This is a genomic window from Flavobacterium sp., from assembly GCF_036405015.1.
Lineage (GTDB): Bacteria > Bacteroidota > Bacteroidia > Flavobacteriales > Flavobacteriaceae > Flavobacterium.
This window is the reverse complement of sequence record NZ_DASWYK010000090.1, coordinates 1-25067: the sequence shown is the minus strand read 5'-3', so window position 1 is coordinate 25067 and position 25067 is coordinate 1. Positions and strand designations below refer to the sequence as shown.

17 protein-coding genes are annotated in these 25067 nt (G+C 33.5%); 6 read left to right on the top strand and 11 right to left on the bottom strand.

Annotation, left to right across the window (positions count from 1 at the left end; all coding sequences use genetic code 11):
• Positions 1 to 26: 26 nt before the first annotated feature.
• The 6 genes from VGE71_RS07345 to thrA form a co-directional block, all read right to left on the bottom strand.
• A complete protein-coding gene (locus VGE71_RS07345) occupies positions 27 to 779 on the bottom strand; it encodes a hypothetical protein (protein WP_331137745.1) in 753 nt (250 codons plus the stop codon).
• A 137-nt stretch (positions 780 to 916) separates the two neighbouring features.
• Entirely contained in the window at positions 917 to 1732 is an 816-nt protein-coding gene (locus tag VGE71_RS07340) for a hypothetical protein (protein ID WP_331137744.1), read from the bottom strand.
• A 44-nt stretch (positions 1733 to 1776) separates the two neighbouring features.
• The gene (locus VGE71_RS07335) at positions 1777 to 1974 is read right to left on the bottom strand and encodes a YodC family protein (protein WP_331137743.1); all 198 of its coding nucleotides are present in this window, start codon (positions 1972 to 1974) and stop codon (positions 1777 to 1779) included.
• A 289-nt stretch (positions 1975 to 2263) separates the two neighbouring features.
• Entirely contained in the window at positions 2264 to 3553 is a 1290-nt protein-coding gene (gene thrC, locus VGE71_RS07330) for a threonine synthase (RefSeq protein ID WP_331137742.1), read from the bottom strand.
• 411 nt (positions 3554 to 3964) lie between these two features.
• Positions 3965 to 4885: a homoserine kinase gene (locus VGE71_RS07325; RefSeq protein ID WP_331137741.1), complete on the bottom strand. Its 921-nt coding sequence runs from the start codon at positions 4883 to 4885 to the stop codon at positions 3965 to 3967.
• Between the two features lie 173 nt (positions 4886 to 5058).
• Positions 5059 to 7506, bottom strand: a complete 2448-nt coding sequence (thrA, locus tag VGE71_RS07320; RefSeq protein ID WP_331137740.1) for a bifunctional aspartate kinase/homoserine dehydrogenase I — start codon at positions 7504 to 7506, stop codon at positions 5059 to 5061.
• A gap of 562 nt (positions 7507 to 8068) precedes the next feature.
• Here thrA and hutH point away from each other — a divergent pair.
• The 4 genes from hutH to VGE71_RS07300 all read left to right on the top strand — a co-directional run bounded on the left by hutH (position 8069) and on the right by VGE71_RS07300 (position 13257).
• Complete coding sequence (gene hutH, locus VGE71_RS07315) at positions 8069 to 9583, top strand: histidine ammonia-lyase (protein WP_331137739.1); 1515 nt, start codon at positions 8069 to 8071, stop codon at positions 9581 to 9583.
• A 49-nt stretch (positions 9584 to 9632) separates the two neighbouring features.
• A complete protein-coding gene (locus VGE71_RS07310; RefSeq protein ID WP_331137738.1) occupies positions 9633 to 10277 on the top strand; it encodes a DUF47 domain-containing protein in 645 nt (214 codons plus the stop codon).
• Between the two features lie 30 nt (positions 10278 to 10307).
• On the top strand, positions 10308 to 11639 hold the full coding sequence (locus tag VGE71_RS07305; protein ID WP_331137737.1) for an inorganic phosphate transporter: 1332 nt from the start codon (positions 10308 to 10310) through the stop codon (positions 11637 to 11639).
• A 247-nt stretch (positions 11640 to 11886) separates the two neighbouring features.
• On the top strand, positions 11887 to 13257 hold the full coding sequence (locus tag VGE71_RS07300) for an SMI1/KNR4 family protein (protein WP_331137736.1): 1371 nt from the start codon (positions 11887 to 11889) through the stop codon (positions 13255 to 13257).
• Positions 13258 to 13306: 49 nt separating this feature from the next.
• Here VGE71_RS07300 and VGE71_RS07295 read toward each other — a convergent pair whose 3' ends face one another.
• From VGE71_RS07295 to VGE71_RS07285, 3 genes are all read right to left on the bottom strand, one after another.
• Positions 13307 to 13825 carry a DUF421 domain-containing protein gene (locus tag VGE71_RS07295; protein ID WP_331137735.1) on the bottom strand — a complete coding sequence of 173 codons (519 nt, stop codon included), beginning with the start codon at positions 13823 to 13825 and terminating at the stop codon, positions 13307 to 13309.
• 100 nt (positions 13826 to 13925) lie between these two features.
• Positions 13926 to 15293 (bottom strand): 30S ribosomal protein S6--L-glutamate ligase, encoded by a 1368-nt coding sequence (rimK, locus tag VGE71_RS07290; protein ID WP_144214375.1) that lies wholly within the window; start codon positions 15291 to 15293, stop codon positions 13926 to 13928.
• A gap of 140 nt (positions 15294 to 15433) precedes the next feature.
• Positions 15434 to 17980, bottom strand: coding sequence for an ATP-dependent Clp protease ATP-binding subunit (locus VGE71_RS07285; RefSeq protein WP_331137734.1), 2547 nt, complete (start codon positions 17978 to 17980; stop codon positions 15434 to 15436).
• A 257-nt stretch (positions 17981 to 18237) separates the two neighbouring features.
• On the opposite strand from VGE71_RS07285, the gene gyrA reads away from it, so the two are divergent.
• Together gyrA and VGE71_RS07275 are read left to right on the top strand one after the other, a co-directional pair.
• Complete coding sequence (gene gyrA, locus VGE71_RS07280; RefSeq protein WP_331137733.1) at positions 18238 to 20880, top strand: DNA gyrase subunit A; 2643 nt, start codon at positions 18238 to 18240, stop codon at positions 20878 to 20880.
• A gap of 37 nt (positions 20881 to 20917) precedes the next feature.
• Positions 20918 to 22186 carry a tetratricopeptide repeat protein gene (locus VGE71_RS07275; protein ID WP_144214368.1) on the top strand — a complete coding sequence of 423 codons (1269 nt, stop codon included), beginning with the start codon at positions 20918 to 20920 and terminating at the stop codon, positions 22184 to 22186.
• 64 nt (positions 22187 to 22250) lie between these two features.
• Here the strand turns inward: VGE71_RS07275 and VGE71_RS07270 are convergent, their stop codons facing one another.
• Complete coding sequence (locus VGE71_RS07270) at positions 22251 to 22670, bottom strand: OsmC family protein (protein ID WP_331137732.1); 420 nt, start codon at positions 22668 to 22670, stop codon at positions 22251 to 22253.
• A 241-nt stretch (positions 22671 to 22911) separates the two neighbouring features.
• Positions 22912 to 24891 (bottom strand): DUF349 domain-containing protein, encoded by a 1980-nt coding sequence (locus VGE71_RS07265; protein ID WP_331137731.1) that lies wholly within the window; start codon positions 24889 to 24891, stop codon positions 22912 to 22914.
• Positions 24892 to 25067 lie beyond the last annotated feature (176 nt).

Genomic DNA, 25067 nt, shown 5'->3' with positions numbered 1-25067 from the left:
TCTTAATTGCTAGCGCGAGTTGTTTTCTATTTTTTGTATAATTTATAAAAAGCTTCATAGGTGCTCATGACGAAACCTACATGAGCATCGCGACTATTTTGATTAGAAAAATCAGAAATTAATGTTTGTGTTTTGAATGGATGAATAATTGATCCTGGAATTCTATTATATATGTTGTTCAATTCCTCTGCCAAAGTTTCAGACAAAGTTTTTTCCTTAGAAATAAGAATATAAAAATAAAAGGAGTTTACAGTAACAGCCCAAATTATGAAATTTTCATTTTTATTTCCTATTTCTACAGTACCACATCTCATAGATGTAGGATATACTTTTATGCTATCCCTTGTAATCCAAGGAGTAATTATGTCTAATAGTATAATTACATTTCCCCAAGTTTCATTGCCATTAAGAATGAAATGCTTAAAATTTTCAAAGAAGTTGTCTTCACTATTGACTGTTCTCGACGAATTAAAAATGATTTTTAATAAACTTCTTAGAAGTAAATCGTAATCATATTCAAAAATAAACTGTTTCTTTTCTTCATGAAAGTTTTTAAAATATTTATCATGAAGAGAACAAAAATAAGAATCGAGTTTTGAAAGCTTTTCGTTATTACATTTTGAACAAACGTCAGAAATTACAAGTTCTGATGTGACAAATTTGCTTTGACTACCAATATATCTAAATGTTAGGTTTGGCATTCTTGTAATTAAACATTTAGGCCAGATATGTTCCTTAGTAAGTTTGGTTTCTATATCACAATATGCACATTTTTTCATTTGGGAAAAAAGTTAATTAAATTGTAGGTAGTATGTGGTAATATTAATTGTTTTCGTTAGTGCCACATTTAAGTAGTTTACCAATCTAATGCGTTAACGATTTAAGCATTAGCTATAGTTAGAAGATTAGTAACGATTTATGAAACACGACCTACAATTTCATTCATTGTATAATGTACAAATTGTTTTCCTAGTTCTGTCAATTCATATTGTTCTTGATTATCAAAAGCTGATTTGTAAGTAGAACTAGATGTTTTTCTTGTAGTTTTTTTAATAAAATCACCTTGATAATTAGTTGCACGATGTTGCCTTATTACACCTCCCATACTTAAATCTCTAATTATCATTTTAAATAGATCTGCTTCTAATGAATCTTCTCTAACATTTGTTCCATTTAATAAATTCCATATTTGAGATCTTGTTATGCCAGAGTTTTCAAAAATAGATTTAATCACTGCGAAATGGACTTCATGATAGATATTTATCCAGTCTATGAACAATCTAATCAAGTCGTCAGGAACTAGTTTATATGCTCCTGCATTTGTAATTAATTTTCTAACTAATTCTTTTTTTTCGGTTGTATCAGTTTCATTCCAAGTTCGAAATGCCTTTTTAACTATTTGTAAATATTCTTCACTTTCTATGCGTTGGTCTATTTCTTCAGGAAATTCGTTTAAACGGACAGCTACGTTTGTCAGTGTTTCTCCAAGTTCTGACATTTTTTTTGAATGTTCTTGTAACCATTGAGTATATAAACTATTTGCTTTAAATTGATTTTCATCAGCTTTGAAATCCATTGCTGCGTTTAAAAATCCCCCAACCCATGGTATGCTTCCAAGAGCAGCGGCGAAAAACTTTTTAAATATCCTTTTTCTTTTAGGCTCAAAAGATGATATCAATTCTTCTTCAAATTGTTTTTCAATATTTTCGTTAGTAGATGGTAATCTTTCCATAGAAAAAATAGAATAAGCCACCGGAATAGTGACTTATGGTTTAATTAAATAACAGATATGCGGATGTTATTGTCATCATGTACTAAACTTGTTAGATAAAAATCAGCTGCTCTGAATTCTTTTTTACTATCAAACCACTCGCAATTTGCTAAATTACTTTCTTTGTCAATTGTGCTTATTGTCATTAAAGGTCCTCCACTTTTTAATCTAACAGTTTCTCCTTCTTTAAAAATCTGATTCATAATTATATAGATTTAGTAAGTAAATAATAATAACTAAATTAATTAAATAAAAAGCGAGTGAAATTAGAAAGTAAAATTGTTATTAACATTGTTTTTAACAGTATGATTAATCATTAATTTTAAATATTTGAGATAAAATTTAGTCTATTAGTTAGATTAATCTCCATTGCAAAAAGTTTTATTTTCTTCTTTTAATGAAATAATTCTTTGACAAAAAAGAGTGTTGATGTAATAAAAAAAGACGACTGAAGTGCATCCAGTCGTCTTTTATAATTGTAATATGATTTTGTTACCCCAAGAAAGCCTTCAACTCCTCATAAGTCCCAATCTTCACACTCACTTTCTCCTCATTAATAACACTTTCAATTTGTGCTGGAATTGGAAGCGTAATTCCTAAAGCTGGTTCAACCACATCTAAGAATTTAATTGGGTGAGCGGTTTCTAAGAAAATACCAATCGCGTTCGGGTTTTTTTCAAGCTCTTTTTTCAAACCTAAATAACCAACCGCGCCGTGAGGTTCTGCGATGTAACCCTCGGTGTTGTAAATTTGTTTCATGGCTTTTAAAGTTTCTTCGTCCGTGTAGCTGTACGAAGAGAAGTCTTTTTCAAAAGCCTTTAAATCATTGTTGTATAATTCCTGAATTCTAATAAAGTTGCTTGGGTTTCCAACGTCCATTGCGTTCGAAATTGTTGCTTTAGAAGGTTTCGGGTCGTATTTCCCGTTTTCTAAGAATCTTGGCACGGTATCGTTTACGTTTGTCGAAGCAACAAAATGCTCAATTGGTAAACCTAATTTTTTTGCCATAATTCCAGCACAGATATTCCCGAAGTTGCCGCTTGGACAAGAGAAAACTAAAGGTTTGTTTTGGCTCTTCAAAGCTTTGTAAGCAAAGAAGAAATAAAACATCTGTGGCAACCAGCGCGCAATATTGATAGAATTCGCCGAAGTTAGGTTTTTGTGTGCTAAAGTTTCATCTAAAAACGCTTTTTTCACCATATCCTGACAATCGTCAAAAACACCATCAACTTCAAGCGCTTTAATATTCTGTCCTAAAGTCGTCAATTGTTTTTCCTGAATGTCGCTCACTTTTCCAGACGGATATAAAATGACAACATCAACACCACCAACACCTAAAAATCCGCTTGCAACTGCGCCTCCTGTATCTCCAGAAGTGGCTACTAAAACCGTGTTTTTAGCGTCTTTTTTGTCTTTGTTGAAATAACCCAAACAACGCGACATAAATCGCGCTCCAACGTCTTTAAACGCCATTGTTGGTCCGTGGAATAATTCTAACGAATAGATTCCGTTCTCCACTTTCACTACAGGGAAGTCAAAAACTAAAGTCTCAGCGATAATTTCTTTTAATTTTTCTGCAGGTATTTCGTCGCCAACGAATTGTTTAATCGCTTCATAAGCAATTTCTTCGTGGCTTAAACTTTCGATTTTATCAAAAAATGAAGGATCAAGAGGCGTAATGCTTTCCGGGAAATATAATCCTTTATCACTCGCTAATCCTTGTATTACAGCTTCCTGAAAAGAAACTTTTGGGGCATTATGGTTTAAACTGTAGTATTTCATTATTTTTTGCTTTAGGCTTTAAGCTGTATGCTTTAGGCTTTTTCCTGTGCTTGCTTATAGCTTTTATTTTTTTATTTTTAATTATGTTTCGTTTTGTCAGGCTGAGCGAAGTCGAAGCTTCGCAAAGTGAATCCACATAGTTTGTCATTTCGACGGAGGAGAAATCTTCGCAAGTAACTCCGCAATGCAATTCCAATCTTTGTCGAGCTTCTCGTGGAGATTCCTCCTTCGTCGGAATGACAAAACAGGGCGTGCTATGCTTTGTGTCGCACTTTGCAGGGCTTCGACTCCGCTCAGCCAGACAAACGTTGTCTTTATTTTTAAACCATATAAGTAATATAAGTACATAAAACTGTGTGTGCATTTCTATTAAATGAACTTATATTACTTATATGGTTGATAATGTTGTTTTTACAAAATTCTTACGCCGTCTGGATTAATCTTCGAAACGTGAATTTCATATGGTAAATTCATTTTCTCATAAACCTCGCTCATGGCTTTTGCGATTTGATTTGCGGTTTCTTTTCCTCGGCTTAAAGCAAAAATCGACGGACCAGAACCTGAAATTCCAGAACCTAAAGCGCCGTTTTCGTAAGCCGTTTGTTTAATCTGGTCGAAACCTGGAATCAAAACACTTCTTAAAGGTTCTACGATTTCGTCATGAAGCGATCTTCCAATCAATTCGTAATCTTTGGTGTAAAGACCCGCTACAAGTCCGCCCACATTTCCCCATTGCATGATGGCGCTTTTTAGGGAAACGTTTTGTTTTAAAACCGAACGAGCGTCAGAAGTTTTTAATTCAATCTGCGGATGAACCACCGTTGCGTACAATTCTTCCGGACTGTCAATTCTGATAATATCCAAAGGATCGTAACTTCTTACCAAAGTAAAGCCACCCAAAAGGGCAGGAGCAACGTTGTCAGCATGTGCATTTCCGCTGGCTAATTTTTCTCCTTGCATCGCAAACTGAACCAAATCTTTACGAGAATAAGGTTTTCCTAATAATTCGTTGATTCCGAAAACCGCTCCGGCAGAACTTGCCGCACTGCTTCCGATTCCGCTTCCCGCTTTAATGTTTTTATAAATTTCAATTTCAAATCCGAAATCCAATTCGTCCAAAGTTGCTAACATCGCCAAAGCAGCGACACCCGAAACGTTTTTCTCGGTTTCAAGAGGCAAATCGGCACCTACGATTTTAGTAATTCGAACTCCTTTTTGATCTGATTTTCGAACAATCATTTCATCACCCGCATTGTCTAAGCAAAGTCCCAAAACGTCAAATCCGCATGAGAGATTTGCAATTGTAGCGGGACAGAATAATTTTATTTCCATTTTTTGTTGTTTCAGGTTTCAGGTTTAAAGTTTCAAGTTGCCAAACTTTGTGATCTTAACCGCAAAGTCCGCAAGGTTTTTTCGCAAGGTTCGCAAAGAAAAAAAAAGATTTTGCGAACCTTGCGTCATCCTTTGCGTGCCTTGCGGTTAAACTTTAAACCTGAAACAAAAATTTATATATTCCCAATTCGAATCACGTCTGCAAAAATTCCTGAAGCCGTAACAGCTGCACCAGCACCAGCTCCTTTGATCAATAACGGCTGATCTACGTAACGATCGGTGTAGAAAAGCACGATATTATCTTTTCCTTCCAAATTATAGAAAGGATGATCTTTTGGAATGAATTGAAGCCCTACGCTTGCTTTTCCGTTTTCGAATTGCGCTACGTATTTCAATCTTGAATCTTTTGCTAAAGCTTCTTTGTAAATGTTCTCAAAATGAGAAGCATGTTTAATTAACGAAGCAAAGAAATCATCGTTGTTTGTTGTTGCCAAACATTCTGCAGGCAAGAACGATTCGTTTGCAATGGCGTCAATATCCATTTCATAACCGCTTTCGCGAATCAAAATCAGGATTTTACGTGCCACGTCGATGCCGCTTAAGTCGATTTTTGGATCTGGTTCTGTGAAACCTTGAACTCCCGCTTCTTTTACCACATCGTGAAAAGAATTATTCTCATCAAAATTGTTGAAAATAAAGTTCAAACTTCCAGATAAAACCGCTTGAATTTTATGCACTTTATCGCCAGATGCAATTAAGTTTTTAACTGTGTCGATAATTGGCAATCCCGCACCAACATTCGTTTCAAACAAGAAAGGAGCGTTGTATTGACGAGATAGATTTTTTAGTTTTTTATAGTTGTCGTAAGCAGATGAACACGCAATTTTATTACAAGTTACAACGGCAATACTTTCTTTTAAGAATCTTTCGTAAGCTTCAGAAACTGTTGCATTTGCTGTAATATCTACGAAAATACTATTACGTAAATTCAATTCTTCTGCACGTTTAATGAATCCATCGATACTTGCTGGTTCCCCTTCTGCTAAAGCCGAATCCCAATTTTTTAGTGAAATTCCATCTTCATCAAAAATCATTTTTCTTGAGTTTGATAAAGCGATTACACGAACATTGATTTTTAAAACCTCTTTTAAAAATTTCTTTTGGCTATGAATCTGTTCAATGAATTTTTCACCCACATTTCCAACTCCCATTACAAACAAATTCAGCTGTTTTGTGTTTTCTTCAAAGAAATTTTCGTGTAAAGTATTCAACGCTTTTTTAACGTCTCTTTCGTTAATTACAGTCGAAATATTTCTTTCAGAAGCACCTTGCGCAATCGCACGAATGTTTACGTTGTTTTTTCCTAAAGTGCTGAACATTCTTCCGCTTAAACCTTGGTGGTTTTTCATGTTTTCGCCCACTAATGCAATAATGCAAAGGTCTTTTTCTACATAACAAGGATCGATTTTGTTCTGAGAAATTTCGATTTCAAAAGCTTTGTTGATGGCAGCTTCGGCATTATCAGCATCAGAATTTAAAATTCCGATACAGATTGAGTGCTCAGAAGAAGCCTGAGTAATAAAAATCACGTTGATTTTTTCCTGAGACAATACTTCAAACAAACGTCGAGAAGAACCTGCAACTCCAATCATTCCTGGGCCTTCAAGCGTTAAAAGTGAAATATTATCAATATGGCTGATTCCTTTTACAACTGTATCTTTTGAAAGAACTGTATTAGAAATTAAAGTTCCAACAGCTTCTGGCTCAAAAGTATTTTTGATTAAAATTGGAATGTTCTTTCTTAAAACTGGCTGAATTGTAGGTGGATACAAAACTTTTGCTCCAAAGTGCGACAATTCCATGGCTTCTTGATAAGAAATGTTAGCAATTGGTTGAGCTTGTTTTACGATTTTTGGGTTTGCAGTAAACATTCCGTTTACATCAGTCCAGATTTCCAATTGTTCTGCATCAAGAGCACCAGCGATAATTGCTGCAGTATAATCAGATCCGCCACGTCCTAAAGTAGAAGTGATTCCGTCTAAAGTCTGTGCAATAAATCCAGGTAAAATATTGATTTTTGCTCCATTTTGAGCAAAATAATCTTTGATTAATTGATTAGAAACTTCGAAGTTAACCGCAGCTTTTCCGAAATTATTATCTGTTTTAATTAACTCACGGCTGTCTTTGTAAACCGCATCTTTGTTAATTTGTTGGTATGCCTGAGCAATAATAAATGAAGAAAGCAATTCTCCAAAACTTAAAATGGTATCAGCAGTTCTTGGAGATAATTCGCCTAATAAGAAACAACCATCCAATAAAGTTTCTAAATGATTGATGATTCTTTTTACATGGCTCAACAAACTGCTTTGTTCACTTACCGGAATTAATTCTTTTAAAGTGTCAAGATGTTTTTTCTCGATTTCGGCAACAACTTCTCTAAAACTTTCGTCGTTTGCCGCCGCTTTTGCTGCTGCCGATTGTAGTAGATCTGTAACCTTACTTAAGGCCGAAACTACTACTGCTAATTGGTCTTTTTCAGCCTTTTGTTTTACAATTTCGAGAACGAGTTTTATATTTTGAGCATTGGCTACCGAAGTTCCGCCAAATTTTAATACTTTCATTTTTGATATTTTAATTTCTTTGAATGCAATATTTTTTATGTATTCATTACCTTTCTTCTTTTGCGAAAAAAGTATAGACAATCAGGATTATATGTAAAAATGTATACCCCTAAGGGGTAGTAGTTGTTGTAGTAGAAATAATGGTAGCAGCAATTGCAACTCTAGTTAGAGTTTTCATTGTAGATTGATATTTTGTGCCGTTACTTTTCATTTTTGATTTTCCAAAAGTACAGTTTTTTATAGAAGCTGAAAACCCAAAAAGCCTTTTTGCGAATATTTTAATAATTCAAATCTCAATAATTCAATATTGAGTATTTGTTAAAATTCGATAGGGTAAATTGAGGTTTTGGTATATTTCTACTTGTATTTTTCGTTGATTTGTTTTTGTAAAAGGTTGGATTTTAATGAAAAGCTATTAAAATGATTGGGAAAAGAGACTGGTTTTATGTTAAGAATAAATAAAGCGCATAAAATGACTTTTGTTGGAATTTTAATTATTGTGATAAAATGTTGCTTTTTAATGTTGATTTGTTGAATTTTGACGTCTTAAATTGAAAACATCATGAGAGAAGTCCATTATATAAGTACTGAAACTATAAATTTAGAAACATTACACGAGATTTTATCTAATAATAAAACGCTTGAATTGTCTGAAGAGGCAAAAGTAAATGTTCAAAAATGTCGTGATTATTTAGATAAAAAAATGGCATCGCATACAGCGCCAATTTACGGAATCAATACAGGTTTTGGATCTTTGTATAGTGTGAAAATCTCAAATGAAAACTTATCTAAACTTCAGGAAAATCTAGTTAAATCTCACGCTTGTGGAACTGGTGAAGAAGTTCCTGCTGAGATTGTCAAAATGATGTTGTTGCTTAAAATCCAATCGTTAAGTTATGGGCATTCTGGAGTTCAGTTAAAGACTTTAGAACGTTTAGTAGATTTTTATAATAATGATGTTTTGCCAATAATTTATACGCAAGGTTCTTTGGGAGCTTCGGGAGATTTGGCGCCTTTGGCTCATATGTCTTTACCGTTAATAGGTGAGGGAAAAGTGCTCTTTGAAGGAAAGAAAACAGATGCTTCAGAAGTTTTAAAGCATTTTAGCTGGGAACCGATTGTTTTACAGTCGAAAGAAGGTTTGGCTTTGTTGAACGGAACTCAGTTTATGAGTGCTTATGGAGCGCATATTTTAATTAAAGCATATAAATATTCATATCTGGCAGATTTAATCGGAACTATTTCTTTGGAAGGTTTTGATGGAAGAATCGAACCTTTTAATGAATTGATACATTATATACGTCCGCATAAAGGGCAAATTGTGACGGCGCAACGAATTACAGAATTTTTGGAAGGAAGCGAAATTATCGCTCAAGAAAAGAAACACGTTCAGGATCCATATTCTTTCCGTTGCATGCCACAAGTTCATGGCGCTTCAAAAGATGCGATTGATTATGTTCGAAAAGTATTCAAAACAGAAATCAATTCCGTGACTGATAATCCTAATATTTTTATTGAAGCCGATCAGATTATTTCTGGTGGAAATTTCCACGGACAGCCTTTGGCCTTGGCTTTGGATTTTATGGCAATTGCTTTGGCAGAATTGGGAAGTATTTCTGAAAGAAGAACGTATCAGTTAATCTCAGGATTACGAAATCTTCCGGCATTTTTGGTTGATAATCCAGGATTGAATTCAGGATTTATGATTCCGCAATATACTGCAGCGAGTATTGCAAGTCAAAATAAGCAATTGGCTACGCCTGCAAGTATTGATAGTATTGTCTCTAGTAACGGTCAGGAAGATCACGTAAGCATGGGAGCAAACGGAGCGACGAAAGCCTTACGAATTTTAGATAATTTAGAGCGAATTTTAGCGATTGAGTTGTTAAATGCATCTCAAGCAATTGCCTACAGAGAGCCATTAAAATCAAGCGATTTTATTGAAATGTTTCTGAATAGCTATAGAGAAGTTGTGCCTTTGGTTAAAGAAGACAGAATCTTACATAATGACATAGAAAACACGGTGTTATTCCTTGCGAGTTTTCAAATTGAAAACGATTTGTTAACAATGGCTTAACACTGAAACGTGTTAATGAGGGTAATTTTGCGCTATCAAAAATAAACAAATGTCAATAAACAGTATTTTCCAATTTTTAGTGCCGAAAGACAAAAAATTCTTTCCACTTTTTGAAGAGGCTTCAACTAATTTGATTGAATTAGCTTCTAACTTACACGAAGCTGTAAATTTACCATTAAAAGAAAGAGAGATTCTTTTTCAAAAAATTGACGAATTAGAACAAAAAGGAGAGGATATCACTCGTCAGACAAACTTGGAGTTAAGTAGAAACTTCATTACTCCATTTGATAGAGAAGATATTCACGCTTTAATTACTTCAATTGACAACGTTGCCGATTACCTTCATGGTGCGTCAAGCCGTATGAGATTGTATCAAGTTGATAAGATTACAAAATCTATCAGAAAAATGACAGAAATCAACCTTGAGGCTTGTCAAAATATTGATAGTGCTGTAAAAGAATTAAGAAACTTACAAAACTTCAAATTGATTAAGGACGCTGCTTCTAGAATTAATAAACTAGAAAATAAGTCTGATAACGTATATAACAAAGCAGTTTTTGAAATTTTTGAAAACGAAACAGATGCTAAAAATATTATTAAATATAAAGAAGTATTATCTGTTTTAGAATCAGCAACAGACAAATGTAAGAGTGTTGCGAACATACTAGAATCTATTTCTGTAAAACATTCTTAATTCAATTTTTCATTCTGAAGTTATAATTTTATGACGCTACTTATATTAATTATAGTATTAGCCTTAATTTTTGATTACATCAATGGTTTTCATGATGCGGCAAATGCTATAGCGACTGTTGTTGCTACAAAGGTTCTAACACCTTTTCAGGCGGTTGTCTGGGCAGCATTTTTTAACTTTCTGGCTTATTGGGTTTTCGGATTTGGTGTTGCGGATACTGTTGCTAAAACAGCGCACACAATGGAAATTAACCTTGTTGTTATCTTAGCTGGAGTAATTGCGGCAATTTGCTGGAATTTATTGACTTGGTGGTTAGGAATTCCGTCAAGTTCTTCACATACTTTAATTGGAGGTTTTGCGGGTGCGGCTGTAGCACATGCCATTGCTGTTCATGGATTTTCAGGTTATGTTGGAGAAGATGGAGCAACTCATTATTGGTACGAAATTGTAAGCTGGTATAAAGCAGGTAAAGATGGCGGAATGCCCTCAGGAGTTATTATCATTATTGCATTTATCGTTTTAGCACCATTAATAGGAGCAATCGCATCTTATTTAATTTCTATTTGGTTATTAAATGCTTCACGTAAAAGTATTGGTCCAAAAATCTTTACAGTTGCTTTAATGATTGCAACTATTGTGTTTGTATGGTGTTTAATGAAACCTTATTCTGAAATTGATAAACCTAGGTTTGACTCTCATTTTTGGAGTGTAGCTTTTGATTCTCATAATATTAAATGGTTTTTAGTAGCCTTTATTGTTTTAACTGTAAGTGCTTTCTGTTTGATCTTTAGTAGCTTAAACTTACATCAAGCTGATGCTGCTCTTAAGAAAATGCAATTATTATCTTCTGCTGCTTTTAGTTTAGGTCACGGAGGTAACGATTCTCAAAAAGTAATGGGTATTATTGCAGCGGCTGTTGCAGTTTATATCAATACAAACCCAGGAGTTCACATGGATGCTTGGTTAGATGTAGTATTGCCAAACGATGATTTAGGTATTAAAGGTGTAATGCCTAGCTGGATTCCGTTAGCGTGTTACTCTGCAATTGCAGCTGGAACTTTAAGTGGTGGATGGAAAATTGTAAAAACAATGGGTTCTAAAATCACAAAAGTAAGCTCATTTGAAGGTGTAGCAGCTGAAACTGCGGGTGCTTTGACACTTTACTTTACAGAGCACTTAAAAATTCCAGTAAGTACAACGCATACTATTACAGGATCTATTATTGGTGTTGGATTAACAAAACGTGTTTCTGCAGTTCGCTGGGGGGTTACGGTAAGTTTAATCTGGGCTTGGATTCTAACTATTCCAATTTCAGCTTTATTAGCAGGTTTGGTTTATTTTATTCTAAGCGTGTTTATTTAAATGATTAGATATTGTGAAATAACGAGATGTAAATAATCGTATTTCCTTAAAAATATTAAAAGAGCCAGTTTCAATTCGAAATTGGCTCTTTTGTTTTAGATTGACAGATTGAAAACTTTTAAAGGTAGTCTGGTAGAATGGTTTTGTTGAATTTTGTAGGTAATTTGGTTGTCATAAGAAAAAACAACTATATTGGATTAATAGTTATTTCTAAAACTAAAACAATTATTTTAAATTGAAAACTATAATGAATCAGGAAACTTTAAGTCAGATTGAAAGAGTAAAAAAGAAGTTGCTTACAGCAAAAGATGCTGATAAGGAATTTAAAGTATTTGGTGCTAAGTCTCATAAGTATGTTTTAGGGAATACTATTAAAGAGGATGATATTTTGAAATTTGAAACAGAATTGAATATTGATTTGCCTGAATCTTATAAAGCTTTTTTATTGCATATTGGAAATGGTGGAATTTCATTTGGGAATTCTGCTGCGGGTCCTTCTTACGGAATATATCCTTTTGGAGAAAATCTGGCCGAATTTGTTTATAATAATGTGGAAAATTGTCTGAAACGGGATTGTGTCATTCATCCTGATATGACGGATGATTTTTGGCATAATTTAAACAAAAGAATTGATGAGGATTACAATATTTCTGATGAGGATTTTGAGGAAGAATTAGGTAAGATTTTTGCCGGAATTTTGCCAATTGGTACTCAAGGCTGTACTTATTATTACGGACTTGTGTTGAATGGTGAATTTAAAGGAAGGATTGTTAATATTGATGTAGACAGGCAAAAGCCGTATTTTGCTTTCGAATCAAATTTTTTAGATTGGTATGAAAGATGGCTTGATGAGATTATACCAGAAGAAACAATGAAAAGTAATCCTCTTTTATATAGTTTTACTTTGAGTGGTTCTGTAGATCATATTTTGGGAGTATATTTATCCACCGAGGAAATTGAAACCAAATATCAGTGTTTAAAAGGTCTGATAAAGAAAAATAATCTTGATTCGGAAACTTTGGATATTTTGTTAAAACAGTTTTATTTGACAAAAGGAACAGAGAAGCAAACTTTGCTCCAAATTCTAACAAAATTTGATTATAATAGTGCTTATGAGAGTTTAATTGCTTATTCAACAGAAAATTTACTTGCTGTTTTTCAATTTGTATATTGGTATGCAAAGGATAAAAGTGCTGATTGGTTGGGTTTGATTGAAGAAAATGTTTCGAGAATAAATAATGATGAAACATTTCGTTTTTGTACTTATTTGTTGAAAGAAATGAACATAGATTATGGTTCTATTATTGTTCCGTTCACATCTCATTTAGATGAAAATATTAGAGTAAGTGCTTATTATTCTTTGGGGAAATTAGAGAATAAAAAAGATTATTTGGAGATCTTTATTTTGGGTTTAAATGATAAAGTCAATAAAGTTGTTCATATTACATTGCAGGCTTTAGATGGTGTGAATGACAAAAGGCTTTTAAAACATTATAAAAATATCGCAGCACGTTTTCCAGTTGAACAAGATTATATTTTAGTCAATCTGAATCATAGACTTAAGGCTTTTGGGTTAACGAATGAAACAATAAAAGAGAGTGATCTGGATAATTATTAAAAGCAAAAAAAAGACCGAATTCATTTTGAATTCGGTCTTTTTCTTTTTATTAAAACTTCTGAAGATTTTTACGATTGTGTCTACGTTTGTAATGCGTTTGTTTTAACTTTTGCTGATCTTCAGAAATGATGCTGATTGTTCCATCAATTTCTAGCATGGCTAATTTTACGTTTTTAAAAAATTCTATTCCATGTTCTCTCATGGCTTCTTTTAGTTCTTCGTCAGAAATATCGAGTTTGCTTAGGGCTTTAAAATCCAGCTTTCCGTCGTGAATTAGAATTTGGGGTTTATCTAGTAACAAATCGCCAATAACTTTATATCGGTGAGTTAGTTTTTTAATGATGTAGTTAATTACAAATAAGACTAAAGCAGCAATTAAACCGCCTGTTAAACTGGTATCTGGGCCAACCATCGCATTCTGAACAGAGTTGCTTATTAATAAAATAAGAATTACATCGGCAGTATTTAATTGCGAAAGTTCTTTTTTACCAAATATTCGTAAAGCAATAGTCATAAAGAAATAAACTGCAATGCTTCTTAAAACAATATCTAGATATGGGAAAGTCATATTTTTTATTTTAAAGTTAAATAAAAAAGCTTTGCCAAAGTTTTAAACTTCGACAAAGCTGCTAAAATATTTCTAGAGAATTAAGTTTAAATGAACTTAATTACAATTTAAAATTCTTTTCAATCGCTTTAATCATTTCTCCAGCCACATCTTTATTGGTTGCGCCTTCAATTCCTTCCAAACCTGGAGACGAGTTTACTTCTAATAATAAAGGTCCTTTAGAAGAACGAATAATATCAACACCAGCCACTTTTAAATCCATTGCTTTTGCGGCTTTTATGGCGATCTTTTTTTCTTCAGGAGTTACTTTGATTACAGAAGCGGTACCGCCAAGATGTATATTGGCTCTAAACTCGCCTGGCATTGCTTCACGTTGTATTGCAGCAACCACTTTTCCGTCGATTACAAAACAACGAATATCTTTTCCGTTAGCTTCTTTGATGAATTCTTGAACCAAAATATTGGCATTCAAACTTTTAAAAGCATTGATAACACTTTCTGCTGCTTTTTTGGTCTCGGCCAAAACAACGCCTTTTCCTTGTGTTCCTTCTAATAATTTTACAATTAATGGTGAACCACCAACCATTTTGATTAAGTTGTCTGTATCAAGCGGAGAATTAGCAAAACCAGTAGTTGGAATATCAATTCCGCTATTTAATAATAACTGTAAAGAATATAATTTATCTCGTGATTGTGTTATGGCTGTAGCCGAATTTAAACAGAAAACTTTTAAAGCTTCAAACTGGCGAGTCAAAGCACAACCATAAAAAGTAATACTTGGACGGATTCTAGGAATAATAGCATCAAACTGATTTAAGATTTTACCGCCTCTGTAATGAATTTCTGGAGTTTTGGCGTCCAATTTCATGTAACATTCTTTGATGTTCAAAAAATGCATTTCGTGACCGCGCATTTCGCCAGCTTCCATAATTCTCTTATTGCTGTATAATTCAGGATTGCTGGCTAAAAGTCCAATTCTTAAACCTGAACTTGCTTTTTCTGAGTTTTGGTATAATTCTTTAAGAGATTCAGGTGTAGGTTGTCCTAGAAGATATTTTTGCTCTGGATCAACCAAAACCCTTCCGCTCATGGCTTCGCGTCCTAAAAGCATTCTAAATCCCATAGAATCGCGATTCGTCAAGGTCATTTCGATTGGCCATTTAGCATCACCAATTTTTAAACTGGTTTGAATCACATAACGGTGTTCTCTAAAACCACTGGAACTTTTTACAATTCGTTTGTCAACCAAAGGTGCTTCACAGTGAATAATGGTTTTAATGTTATTCTGAATCGGATTAATATCGAATTTAACCCAATTGGCATCATTTTTTATAAAAGGAGCTATGTTTAAAGCGTGCATTGCCGAAGTTTTAGCGCCAGAATCAACACGAGCCTTGATTGTCGGGATTCCTAGTTCTGGAAATGAGCACCATTCTTCGCTGCCTAAAATGACTTTGTTTTGAAGCATAAGTTGTTTTTTTATTATAGAATTGAAAATCAAAAATAGCTATTTGCTTTTACTAAAGATAGTGATTTCTTTAAAAAAAATACCCGTTATGTTATGAAAACGTAACGGGTAAGTTATTTGTGTTATAAATTTTGACTAATTTACTGATTTGACGGCTCTTCGGCTTTATGGATTTCTACTGATAATTCTTGTGAATCGTCTTTTAAATCCATCATGATTTCATCACCAGAATGTATTTTCGAAGTAATGATTTCTTCTGCTAACAAATCTTCAACGTATTTCTGAATTGCTCTTTTTAATGGACGTGCTCCAAATTGTTTGTCAAAACCTTTTTCGGCAATAAATGCTTTTGCTTTGTCAGTCAAGCTTAATTTGTAACCTAACTCAGCAATGCGAGAATATAGTTTTTTCAATTCGATTTCGATAATCAAATCGATATCAGCTTTTTCTAATGCGTTGAATACAATTACATCGTCAATTCTGTTTAAGAACTCAGGAGCAAAAGTTTTCTTCAAAGCATTTTCGATAATGCTTTTTGAGTTTTCATCAGCTTGAGCAGTTCTTGCTGCAGTTCCGAATCCAACACCTTGTCCAAAGTCTTTCAACTGACGAGCACCAACGTTAGAAGTCATGATAATGATAGTGTTTTTAAAGTCAATTTTACGACCTAAACTATCTGTCAAATATCCGTCATCTAAAACTTGAAGCATCATGTTGAATACATCTGGATGTGCTTTTTCGATCTCGTCTAGCAGCACTACACAATATGGTTTTCTACGAACTTTCTCAGTCAATTGACCACCTTCTTCGTACCCGACGTATCCCGGAGGCGCTCCAACTAAACGAGAAATCGCAAATTTCTCCATGTATTCACTCATGTCAATACGAACTAACGCATCTTCAGAATCAAACAATTCTTTTGCTAAAACTTTAGCCAATTGCGTTTTACCAACACCAGTTTGACCTAAGAAAATAAACGAACCAATTGGTTTGTTCGGATCTTTAAGTCCAGCTCTGTTACGTTGAATAGAACGAGCAATTTTCAAAACAGCTTCATTTTGACCAATTACTTTGTTCTGAATTAATTCAGGTAACTGAGCCAATTTGTTGCTTTCTGTCTGTGCAATTCTATTAACAGGAATTCCAGTCATCATAGAAACAACATCGGCTACATTATCTTCTGTAACTAAAATTCTGTTGTTTTTAGAATCCTCTTCCCATTGTTCTTGAGCAAGAGCTAAATCTTTTTCGATACGTTTTTCATCATCGCGAAGTTTGGCAGCTTCTTCATATTTTTGTTTTTTAACAACCATATTTTTAAGCTCACGAACTTCTTCTAATTGACGCTCCAAATCTAAAATTTGTTTTGGAACATCAATATTGGTAATGTGTACACGAGATCCGGCTTCGTCAAGAGCATCAATTGCTTTGTCTGGTAAGAAACGCTCAGACATATAACGATCTGTAAGTTTAACACAAGCTTCAATAGCTTCTGGTGTATAGGTTACATTGTGGTGATCTTCGTATTTATCTTTTACGTTGTTCAAAATAGCGATTGTTTCTTCAACAGAAGTTGGTTCTACAATTACTTTTTGGAAACGTCTTTCTAAAGCACCGTCTTTTTCAATATATTGTCTGTACTCATCAAGAGTAGTAGCACCAATACATTGAATTTCTCCTCTTGCTAAAGCAGGTTTGAACATGTTTGAAGCATCAAGAGATCCTGTTGCTCCACCAGCACCTACAATAGTATGGATTTCGTCAATAAAAAGAATGATATCGTCGTTTTTCTCAAGCTCGTTCATTACGGCTTTCATTCTTTCTTCAAATTGTCCTCTGTATTTTGTTCCAGCAACTAAACTTGCTAAATCAAGAGTTACAACACGTTTGTTGAAAAGAATACGAGATACTTTCTTTTGAATGATACGTAAAGCCAGTCCTTCCGCAATAGCAGATTTACCAACCCCAGGTTCTCCAATAAGAAGTGGATTGTTCTTTTTTCTACGGCTTAGAATTTGTGATACACGTTCAATTTCTTTTTCGCGTCCCACAACTGGATCTAATTTTCCCTCTTCAGCCATTTCTGTTAAATCTCTCCCAAAATTATCTAAAACTGGAGTCTTAGATTTTTTGTTTGACTTATTGGCGGGATTATTGAAACTGCTTTCTTTTAGACTGTCATCTTGTCCTGAATCGTCATTATACGATTCGTTTCTTGGCAAGTTTTCTAAGAATTCTTCTTCGTTCGGAGTCATATTTAAATACTGTTCTTTAGCTACGTCATAATCTATTTTTAGTTTATTCAATAGCTTGGTTGTTGGATCGTTTTCGTTGCGTAAGATACATAACAGCAGGTGTGCCGTGCTTATAGATGAACTTTGAAATACTTTTGCTTCAAGAAAAGTGGTCTTCAGGGCTCTTTCGGCCTGTCGGGTAAGGTGAAGGTTTTTCTTTTCTGCATTTACTTCAACGCTCAGGTTAGCAGGGCTAAGTACTTCTACTTTTCTGCGTAAATGATCTAAATCGACTGCTAGGTTATTAAGTATATGAATAGCTTTTCCGTTACCATCTCTTAAAATGCCCAGCATTAGATGTTCTGTACCAATAAAGTCGTGGCCCAAACGTAGTGCCTCTTCTTTGCTGTATGTAATAACATCTTTTACTCTTGGTGAAAAATTATCATCCATAATATATAATTGGTATTGTAAATTTAGTGAATTACTGTTTTAAAAACAAAAACCGTACCCATCGGGAATGCCTGTCAGCTAATAGACGAAAAAAAAGGCAATTAAAGCGTTAAAAAACGCTTAATTTATTAACTAAAAGCCAAAATAAAGTTGTTAATAAATCATTTAAATAAGTGTAAGGAAATAGCTGAAAAAATTTTAAAAAAACGTATCTTGGCACGCTTTGAAACTATTATAATTATTTAATATAACAACTTATGTCTGAAGGAGAAAAGTTAATTCCTATTAACATAGAGGATGAAATGAAGTCAGCTTACATCGATTATTCGATGTCAGTAATTGTATCGAGAGCACTTCCTGATGTTAGAGATGGTTTGAAACCAGTGCACCGAAGAGTTCTTTATGGAATGTATGATTTAGGTGTGACTTCAAGATCTGCCCATAAAAAATCTGCTAGAATCGTGGGAGAGGTTCTGGGTAAGTACCACCCACACGGAGATACTTCTGTTTATGATGCAATGGTACGTATGGCTCAAGAGTGGAGTATGCGATATTTATTAGTTGATGGTCAGGGTAACTTTGGTTCTGTCGATGGGGATAGTCCTGCAGCAATGCGTTATACTGAGGCCAGAATGCGTAAAATTTCTGAGGAAATTATGGCAGATATCGAAAAAGAAACAGTTGACTTTCAATTGAACTTTGACGATACAATCTATGAGCCAAAAGTAATGCCTACAAGAGTTCCTACTTTATTAGTAAATGGAGCGACAGGTATTGCAGTTGGTATGGCGACCAATATGCCGCCACACAATTTAACTGAAGTTATCAATGGTACTTTGGCGTATCTTGATAATAACGATATTGAAGTAGATGAGTTAATGACTCATATTAAAGCTCCTGATTTTCCAACGGGAGGTATTATTTATGGATACGAAGGTGTTCGTGAAGCTTTTAAAACCGGTAGAGGACGTATCGTTATGCGTGCTAAAGTTGGTTTTGAAGAAGTTGACGGAAGAGAATGTATCATCGTTACTGAAATTCCATATCAGGTTAACAAAGCCGAAATGATCAAACGTACGGCTGATTTGGTTAACGAGAAAAAAATCGAAGGTATTGCGAATATTCGTGACGAGTCGGATAGAAGCGGTATGCGTATCGTTTATATCCTGAAACGTGATGCTACGCCAAACGTAGTTTTAAATACTTTATACAAATACACTCAATTACAATCTTCTTTCAGTGTAAATAATATTGCATTGGTAAAAGGACGTCCTCAATTGTTGAATCTAAAAGATATGATTCATTACTTTATTGAGCACCGTCATGATGTGGTAGTAAGAAGAACTCAATTTGAATTACGTAAAGCAGAAGAAAGAGCACATATTTTAGAAGGATTAATTATTGCTTCTGATAATATTGACGAAGTAATTGCGTTAATTAGAGGATCTAAAAATACAGATGAAGCAAGAGAAAAATTAATCGAAAGATTTAAATTATCAGATATTCAGGCTCGTGCGATTGTTGAGATGCGTCTACGTCAGTTGACAGGTCTGGAGCAAGATAAGTTAAGAGCAGAGTATGATGAATTAATGAAGTTAATTGAGCACTTAAAAGCTTTACTTGCTGATATTAATTTAAGAATCGATTTGATTAAAGAAGAACTTACAGAGATTCGTGATAAATACGGTGACGAAAGACGTTCTCAAATCGAATATTCTGGAGGTGATGTAAGTATTGAAGATTTAATTGCTGATGAAAATGTAGTAATTACAATTTCTCACGCAGGTTACATCAAACGTACAAACTTGACAGAATACAAAACTCAGAATAGAGGAGGAGTTGGTCAAAAAAGTGCTGGAACAAGAGATCAGGATTTCCTTGAGCATATGTTCGTTGCAACCAACCACCAGTACATGATGTTCTTTACACAAAAAGGAAAATGTTTCTGGATGCGTGTTTATGAAATTCCAGAAGGAAGTAAAACAGCAAAAGGTAGAGCGATCCAAAACCTTGTAAACATTGAAAGTGATGATAAAGTAAAAGCTTTCATTTGTACACAAGATTTAAAAGACAAAGATTATATCAATACACATAATCTTGTAATGGTAACGAAACAAGGACAGGTGAAGAAAACTTCTTTAGAGAAATATTCTAAACCAAGAGCTAATGGTGTTGCTGCTATTACAATTAAAGAAGGTGATGAATTGATTGGTGCTCAGTTGACAAACGGAGAAAGCCAAATTATCTTAGCAGTTAAATCTGGTAAATTAGTTCGTTTTGAGGAAACTAAAACACGTCCGATGGGAAGAACAGCTTCTGGAGTTCGTGGAATTACCTTGAAAGATGAAACTGATGAAGTAATCGGAATGGTTACAGTTGATAAAAATGATATCGCTGAATCTCAAATCTTGGTTGTAACTGAAAACGGATATGGAAAACGTACGAAGTTGGTAGACGATGATGGAGAAGACGTTTACAGAATTACAAACCGTGGAGGTAAAGGTGTTAAAACGCTTAATATTACAGAGAAAACAGGTAAATTGATCTCTATCAATGCGGTAACAGATTCTGATGACTTAATGATTATCAATAAATCAGGATTGACAATCAGAATGGCGATCGAAGATTTACGTGTTATGGGACGTGCAACTCAAGGTGTTAGGTTGATTAATCTTAAAGGAAAAGATTCTATCGCTGCTGTTACAACCGTAATGAAAGATGATGCCGAAGAAGTTGTTGTTGATGAAGACGGAAATGTAATAGAATCTGCAATCGAAAGAATTAAGCCAGATATGGAAGTTCTTGAAGATGACGGAACAGCAGAAGAGGAAGATGACGACTCTGATGATGAAGTAGTGGATGACGAAGATGATACTGAAGAGGAAGAATCTGAAGAATAATTAGAAAAAAGAAATTTAAATACAAATAAATATCACTATGAAAAGTAAATATGTAATACTTGCTTCAGCGTTATTGATCTCTATGGCTTCTTTTGCGCAAAAAGATCAAATTAAAAATGCTGAAAAAGCTTTAAAAGGAGGAGATGCTCAAGGAGCAGTTTCAATCTTAAATGATGCTGAAAATATGGTTGCGAATGCTAAAGATACAGAGCAGGCTCAATTCTATTTTGTAAAAGGAAATGCTTATTTGGAACTTGCTGATAAAAATATTGAAACAAGCAAAAATTTATCCCTTTCTGCTGAGAGCTACAAAAAATTAATTGAGATTGAAAAAACTTCTGGAAAACAGAAATTCTCAACTCAGGCAGCTACTTCAATTAGCAGTATTAAAGCTAAATTAATCAATTCTGCAATTGCTGATACTCAGTCAAATAAAAATGTTGAAGGAGCAAAAAAATTGTATGATGCTTATGCATTAGACAGAAATGATACAATTAACTTGTACTATGCAGCTTCAACAGCAGTAAATGCACAAGATTTTGATCTTGCTTTACCAATGTATGAAGAGTTGAAAAAATTAAACTATTCTGGAAAAGGAACTTTGTATTTAGCATTAAACAAAGCGAATAATAACGAAGATAACTTTGCAAATGCTAAAGAAAGAGACATGGCTGTAAAATTAGGTACACACGAAAAACCTAAAACGGAAGCTATTCCTTCAAAAAGAGGAGAAATCTACAAAAATTTAGCATTAATCTTAGTTCAAAAAGGGCGTACTGAAGAAGCTAAGAAAGCAATTGCTGATGCAAGAAAAGCAAACCCAGAAGATACTTCTTTGATCTTAACTGAAGCTAACTTATATCTTGAAACTAAAGATTTTGACATGTACAAAAAATTAGTTGGAGAAGCTTTAGAAAAAGATCCAAATAATGCTGATTTAGTATTTAATTTAGGTGTAATTAGTTCAGGTGCAAAAAACAATGCTGATGCTGAGAAATATTACTTGAAAGCAATTGAAATTAATCCTAATTATACAAATGCTTACTTAAACCTTGCGGCATTGAAATTAGAAGCTGAAAAACCAATCATTGATGAAATGAATAAATTGGGTACTTCTGCTAAAGACATGAAACGTTACGATGTTTTGAAAGGACAAAGAGAAACTGTTTTCAAAAGTGTAATTCCTTACCTTAAAAAAGCAAACGAATTAGATCCTAAAAACGAAGATGTTTCTAAAACTTTGTTAGGAGTTTATAGCGCTCTTGAAATGACTGCTGAAGCTAAAGCATTAAAAGCGAAAATGTAATAAGTCGTTTTATAAATAAAAAAACCATTCGATTTCGAATGGTTTTTTTTATGCTTAATTTTTTTTAGCTAAGTAATTCAACTGATAGCGTTATTGTTGTGTTTAACAATTTAGAAATTGGACAGATTTCTTTTGCTTTATTAGCTGTTGCAGTAAACTCTTCTGCAGAAATTGAAGGCACTTTTCCTTTTAAGTCTAAATGAATTAAAGTTATAGATCCATCTTCAAAAGTTACTGTTGCTTCTGTAGTTAAATCATCTGCAGTAAATCCTGCTTCGTTTAATAAAAAGCTTAATTGCATCGTAAAACAGCCTGAATGCGCTGCAGCAACCAGTTCTTCTGGATTTGTTCCAACACCGTCAGCAAATCTTGTTTTAAAAGACAATTGTGCGTTATCTAAAGTAGTACTTTGTGTACTGATTTTTCCAGTTCCTTCCATTCCGGTTCCTTTCCAGTTGGCGTGTGCTTTTCTTGTAAATTTCATTTCTGTAGTTATTAAGATTAATAGAATATTTGTTATTTGTTTGATTTTCAATATTCAGTGGTCTATCAAATATAGCTAAAATTTTACATTTAAGCTTTATCAATTTGTTAGGAGAAAGTAAAAGCATAAAAAAAGATGTAATGAATAGACATTATATCTTTAAATTATAAAAAAATAAAATTCCAAATTCCAATTGTAGTTAATTGGAATTTGGAATTTAAAAATTGGATTTTTTTGTGTCTTACTCTTGACCTAAGTTTCTCAATTGTTTCAGCTTGTCTTTCCAAACTTCAAGGCTTTCCTTGTGAATAGCGATGTTTTTACGAACTTCTGTAACTATAGAATTCTCCTTTTTGGCGTTTTTAGTATTGGTAAAGAACTGAATGTTGTTTTCTAATTGGAAAATTTCATTTTGAACTTCTTCAATTTTACGCATAATGAAGATTTTTTCATTGTCTAATTTACGCGTATCGTTGCTATCCGATAAAGAATCTATACGGTTTGCAAAACGCATCATTTCAGACTCTTTTTTGCTTAAGCTTAATTTTTCAAAAAGAGCATCTAAAATTTTATTGAATTTCCCTTCAATATGTCTTCTTGAAAATGGAACTTTTCCAAATCCTTTCCAGGTTTCAATATGTGCTTTTATAGCGTCTAAATCTGTTTTGTGATCTCCTGTTAGTTGGAAAGCTCTTAAAGTGTCTAGATAAGCTTTTTTATTGTCAAAAGCCGCTACTTCTTCACTGTTTTCTTCAGACTTATGTTCCTTAAGTTTGTCAAAATAATGATTGCAGGCATCCTTAAATTCTTTCCAGATCTTATCTGAATATTTTTTAGGAACATGACCAATTTGTTTCCATTCTTCCTGAATTTGTTTCATTACAGGAGTTGTAGCTTGAAAATCAGTGCTTTCTTGCAATTCTTTTGCTTTAGCAACAAGAGCTAATTTTTTATTTAAATTATCGTTTTGGTCTTTTTTAATGTCTTTATAAAATGAATTTTTAAAAGCATTGAAATTTCTAACGGCAGTTTTAAAAGCAGCCCAAGTTTCTTCGTTTACTTCAGAAGGTACTTTTCCGGCAGCAAAAAACTCATTTCTTAAGTCTTCTACTTTTTGAATTTGTACCAGCCATTGCGAATGAGAATTTACTTTTTCTGTACCTAAAACCTCAATTTTAGAGATGATTTCTTTCTTAACTTCAAGATTTTGTTGTTCGTTAGCTCTTTGGTTTTCGAATAAAACTTCTCTCTTATCGTGGATCTTTTTAGTCAATTCGCTAAATTGATTCCAAATTGTATCGCGGTGTTCTTTAGAAACAGGTCCGATTTCTTCTTTCCAGATTCGGTGTAAATCCTGTAATTCACGGAAAGATTTATTGACATCAGCATCGTTTACTAATTCTTCTACACGAGCTATTATCTTTTGTTTTAATTCTAAGTTGTGTTTAAAATCTAAATCTCTGGCTTCACGGTCTAAGTGAAGATAATCGTAGAAATTCTCAACATGAAAATGATAATTATTCCAAACGTGATTGTATTTGTCTTTTGGAATAGCACCAGCATTTTTCCATCTTTCTCTTAATTCGTTAAAATGCTTAAGAGTATCTTTTATATTTTCCTGTGGATTAATAAGTTCTTTTAGTTCTTCAACGATTGCCAAACGCGTTTCTAAATTCGTTTTTAGATTGGTTTGTAAATGTTTAAAATGATTGTTTCTCTTATCTCTAAAAACATTATAATATTCGTCAAATTTTAATTTTAGAGGAAGATGATATTCGAATTCTTCATTTGGATCTGGGTTAGAAGCAAGGAATTCTTCTTTCTTCTCTTCCAAAAGATGATGATATTGCAGTAGGAATGCTTTTTTGATTTCTTCAATATGATCTTTTACAGACATTACTTTGTCTGTGTTGACTAATTTTTTTAGTTCATCAACCAATGCATCTAAAGAAAAAGTGTTATAATCCTGCATAGGAATGTCATGACGTTCTTTTAAAGTTTCGTCTTCACTTTCTTCAGCATTTGAATTTGTTATAACATCTAAGGCTTCCTGATGAACATTTTCATTAGTATCTACTGTTTCTTGAGTTTCTGAAGTTGGATTTTCAACTACAGTTTCAGAATTAGATATTTCAGTTGCATCATTTTGTATAGAATCGTTTACTTCGATTCCAGATTTTCCGTCTGCTTCATGCAGGTTATCATTCTTTTCTTCTAACATCTTTAAATGTATAAGGTTTTTATTTTAAACAGTGCGAAAGATAGTAAAGGTGTTTCTAAATACAAAATAAATCCTTTGTTTATACGCTAATTTGCGTTGAAATTCTTATTATTTAATTCAATTTAGCAGTATGATATATTAATTTTTACTGTTTTAATTGATAAGTTAGAAATAAT

Bases quoted from the DNA above. Each gene is read 5' to 3' on its own strand.
- VGE71_RS07325 (WP_331137741.1), bottom strand. From the start codon at position 4,885: ATGGAAATAAAATTATTCTGTCCCGCTACAATTGCAAATCTCTCATGC.
- VGE71_RS07310 (WP_331137738.1), top strand. From the start codon at position 9,633: ATGTCAATAAACAGTATTTTCCAATTTTTAGTGCCGAAAGACAAAAAA.
- rimK (WP_144214375.1), bottom strand. From the start codon at position 15,293: ATGCTTCAAAACAAAGTCATTTTAGGCAGCGAAGAATGGTGCTCATTT.
- VGE71_RS07340 (WP_331137744.1), bottom strand. From the start codon at position 1,732: ATGGAAAGATTACCATCTACTAACGAAAATATTGAAAAACAATTTGAA.
- VGE71_RS07305 (WP_331137737.1), top strand. From the start codon at position 10,308: ATGACGCTACTTATATTAATTATAGTATTAGCCTTAATTTTTGATTAC.
- hutH (WP_331137739.1), top strand. From the start codon at position 8,069: ATGAGAGAAGTCCATTATATAAGTACTGAAACTATAAATTTAGAAACA.
- VGE71_RS07275 (WP_144214368.1), top strand. From the start codon at position 20,918: ATGAAAAGTAAATATGTAATACTTGCTTCAGCGTTATTGATCTCTATG.
- gyrA (WP_331137733.1), top strand. From the start codon at position 18,238: ATGTCTGAAGGAGAAAAGTTAATTCCTATTAACATAGAGGATGAAATG.
- VGE71_RS07270 (WP_331137732.1), bottom strand. From the start codon at position 22,670: ATGAAATTTACAAGAAAAGCACACGCCAACTGGAAAGGAACCGGAATG.
- VGE71_RS07300 (WP_331137736.1), top strand. From the start codon at position 11,887: ATGAATCAGGAAACTTTAAGTCAGATTGAAAGAGTAAAAAAGAAGTTG.
- VGE71_RS07285 (WP_331137734.1), bottom strand. From the start codon at position 17,980: ATGGATGATAATTTTTCACCAAGAGTAAAAGATGTTATTACATACAGC.
- VGE71_RS07265 (WP_331137731.1), bottom strand. From the start codon at position 24,891: ATGTTAGAAGAAAAGAATGATAACCTGCATGAAGCAGACGGAAAATCT.
- VGE71_RS07295 (WP_331137735.1), bottom strand. From the start codon at position 13,825: ATGACTTTCCCATATCTAGATATTGTTTTAAGAAGCATTGCAGTTTAT.
- thrA (WP_331137740.1), bottom strand. From the start codon at position 7,506: ATGAAAGTATTAAAATTTGGCGGAACTTCGGTAGCCAATGCTCAAAAT.
- thrC (WP_331137742.1), bottom strand. From the start codon at position 3,553: ATGAAATACTACAGTTTAAACCATAATGCCCCAAAAGTTTCTTTTCAG.
- VGE71_RS07345 (WP_331137745.1), bottom strand. From the start codon at position 779: ATGAAAAAATGTGCATATTGTGATATAGAAACCAAACTTACTAAGGAA.
- VGE71_RS07335 (WP_331137743.1), bottom strand. From the start codon at position 1,974: ATGAATCAGATTTTTAAAGAAGGAGAAACTGTTAGATTAAAAAGTGGA.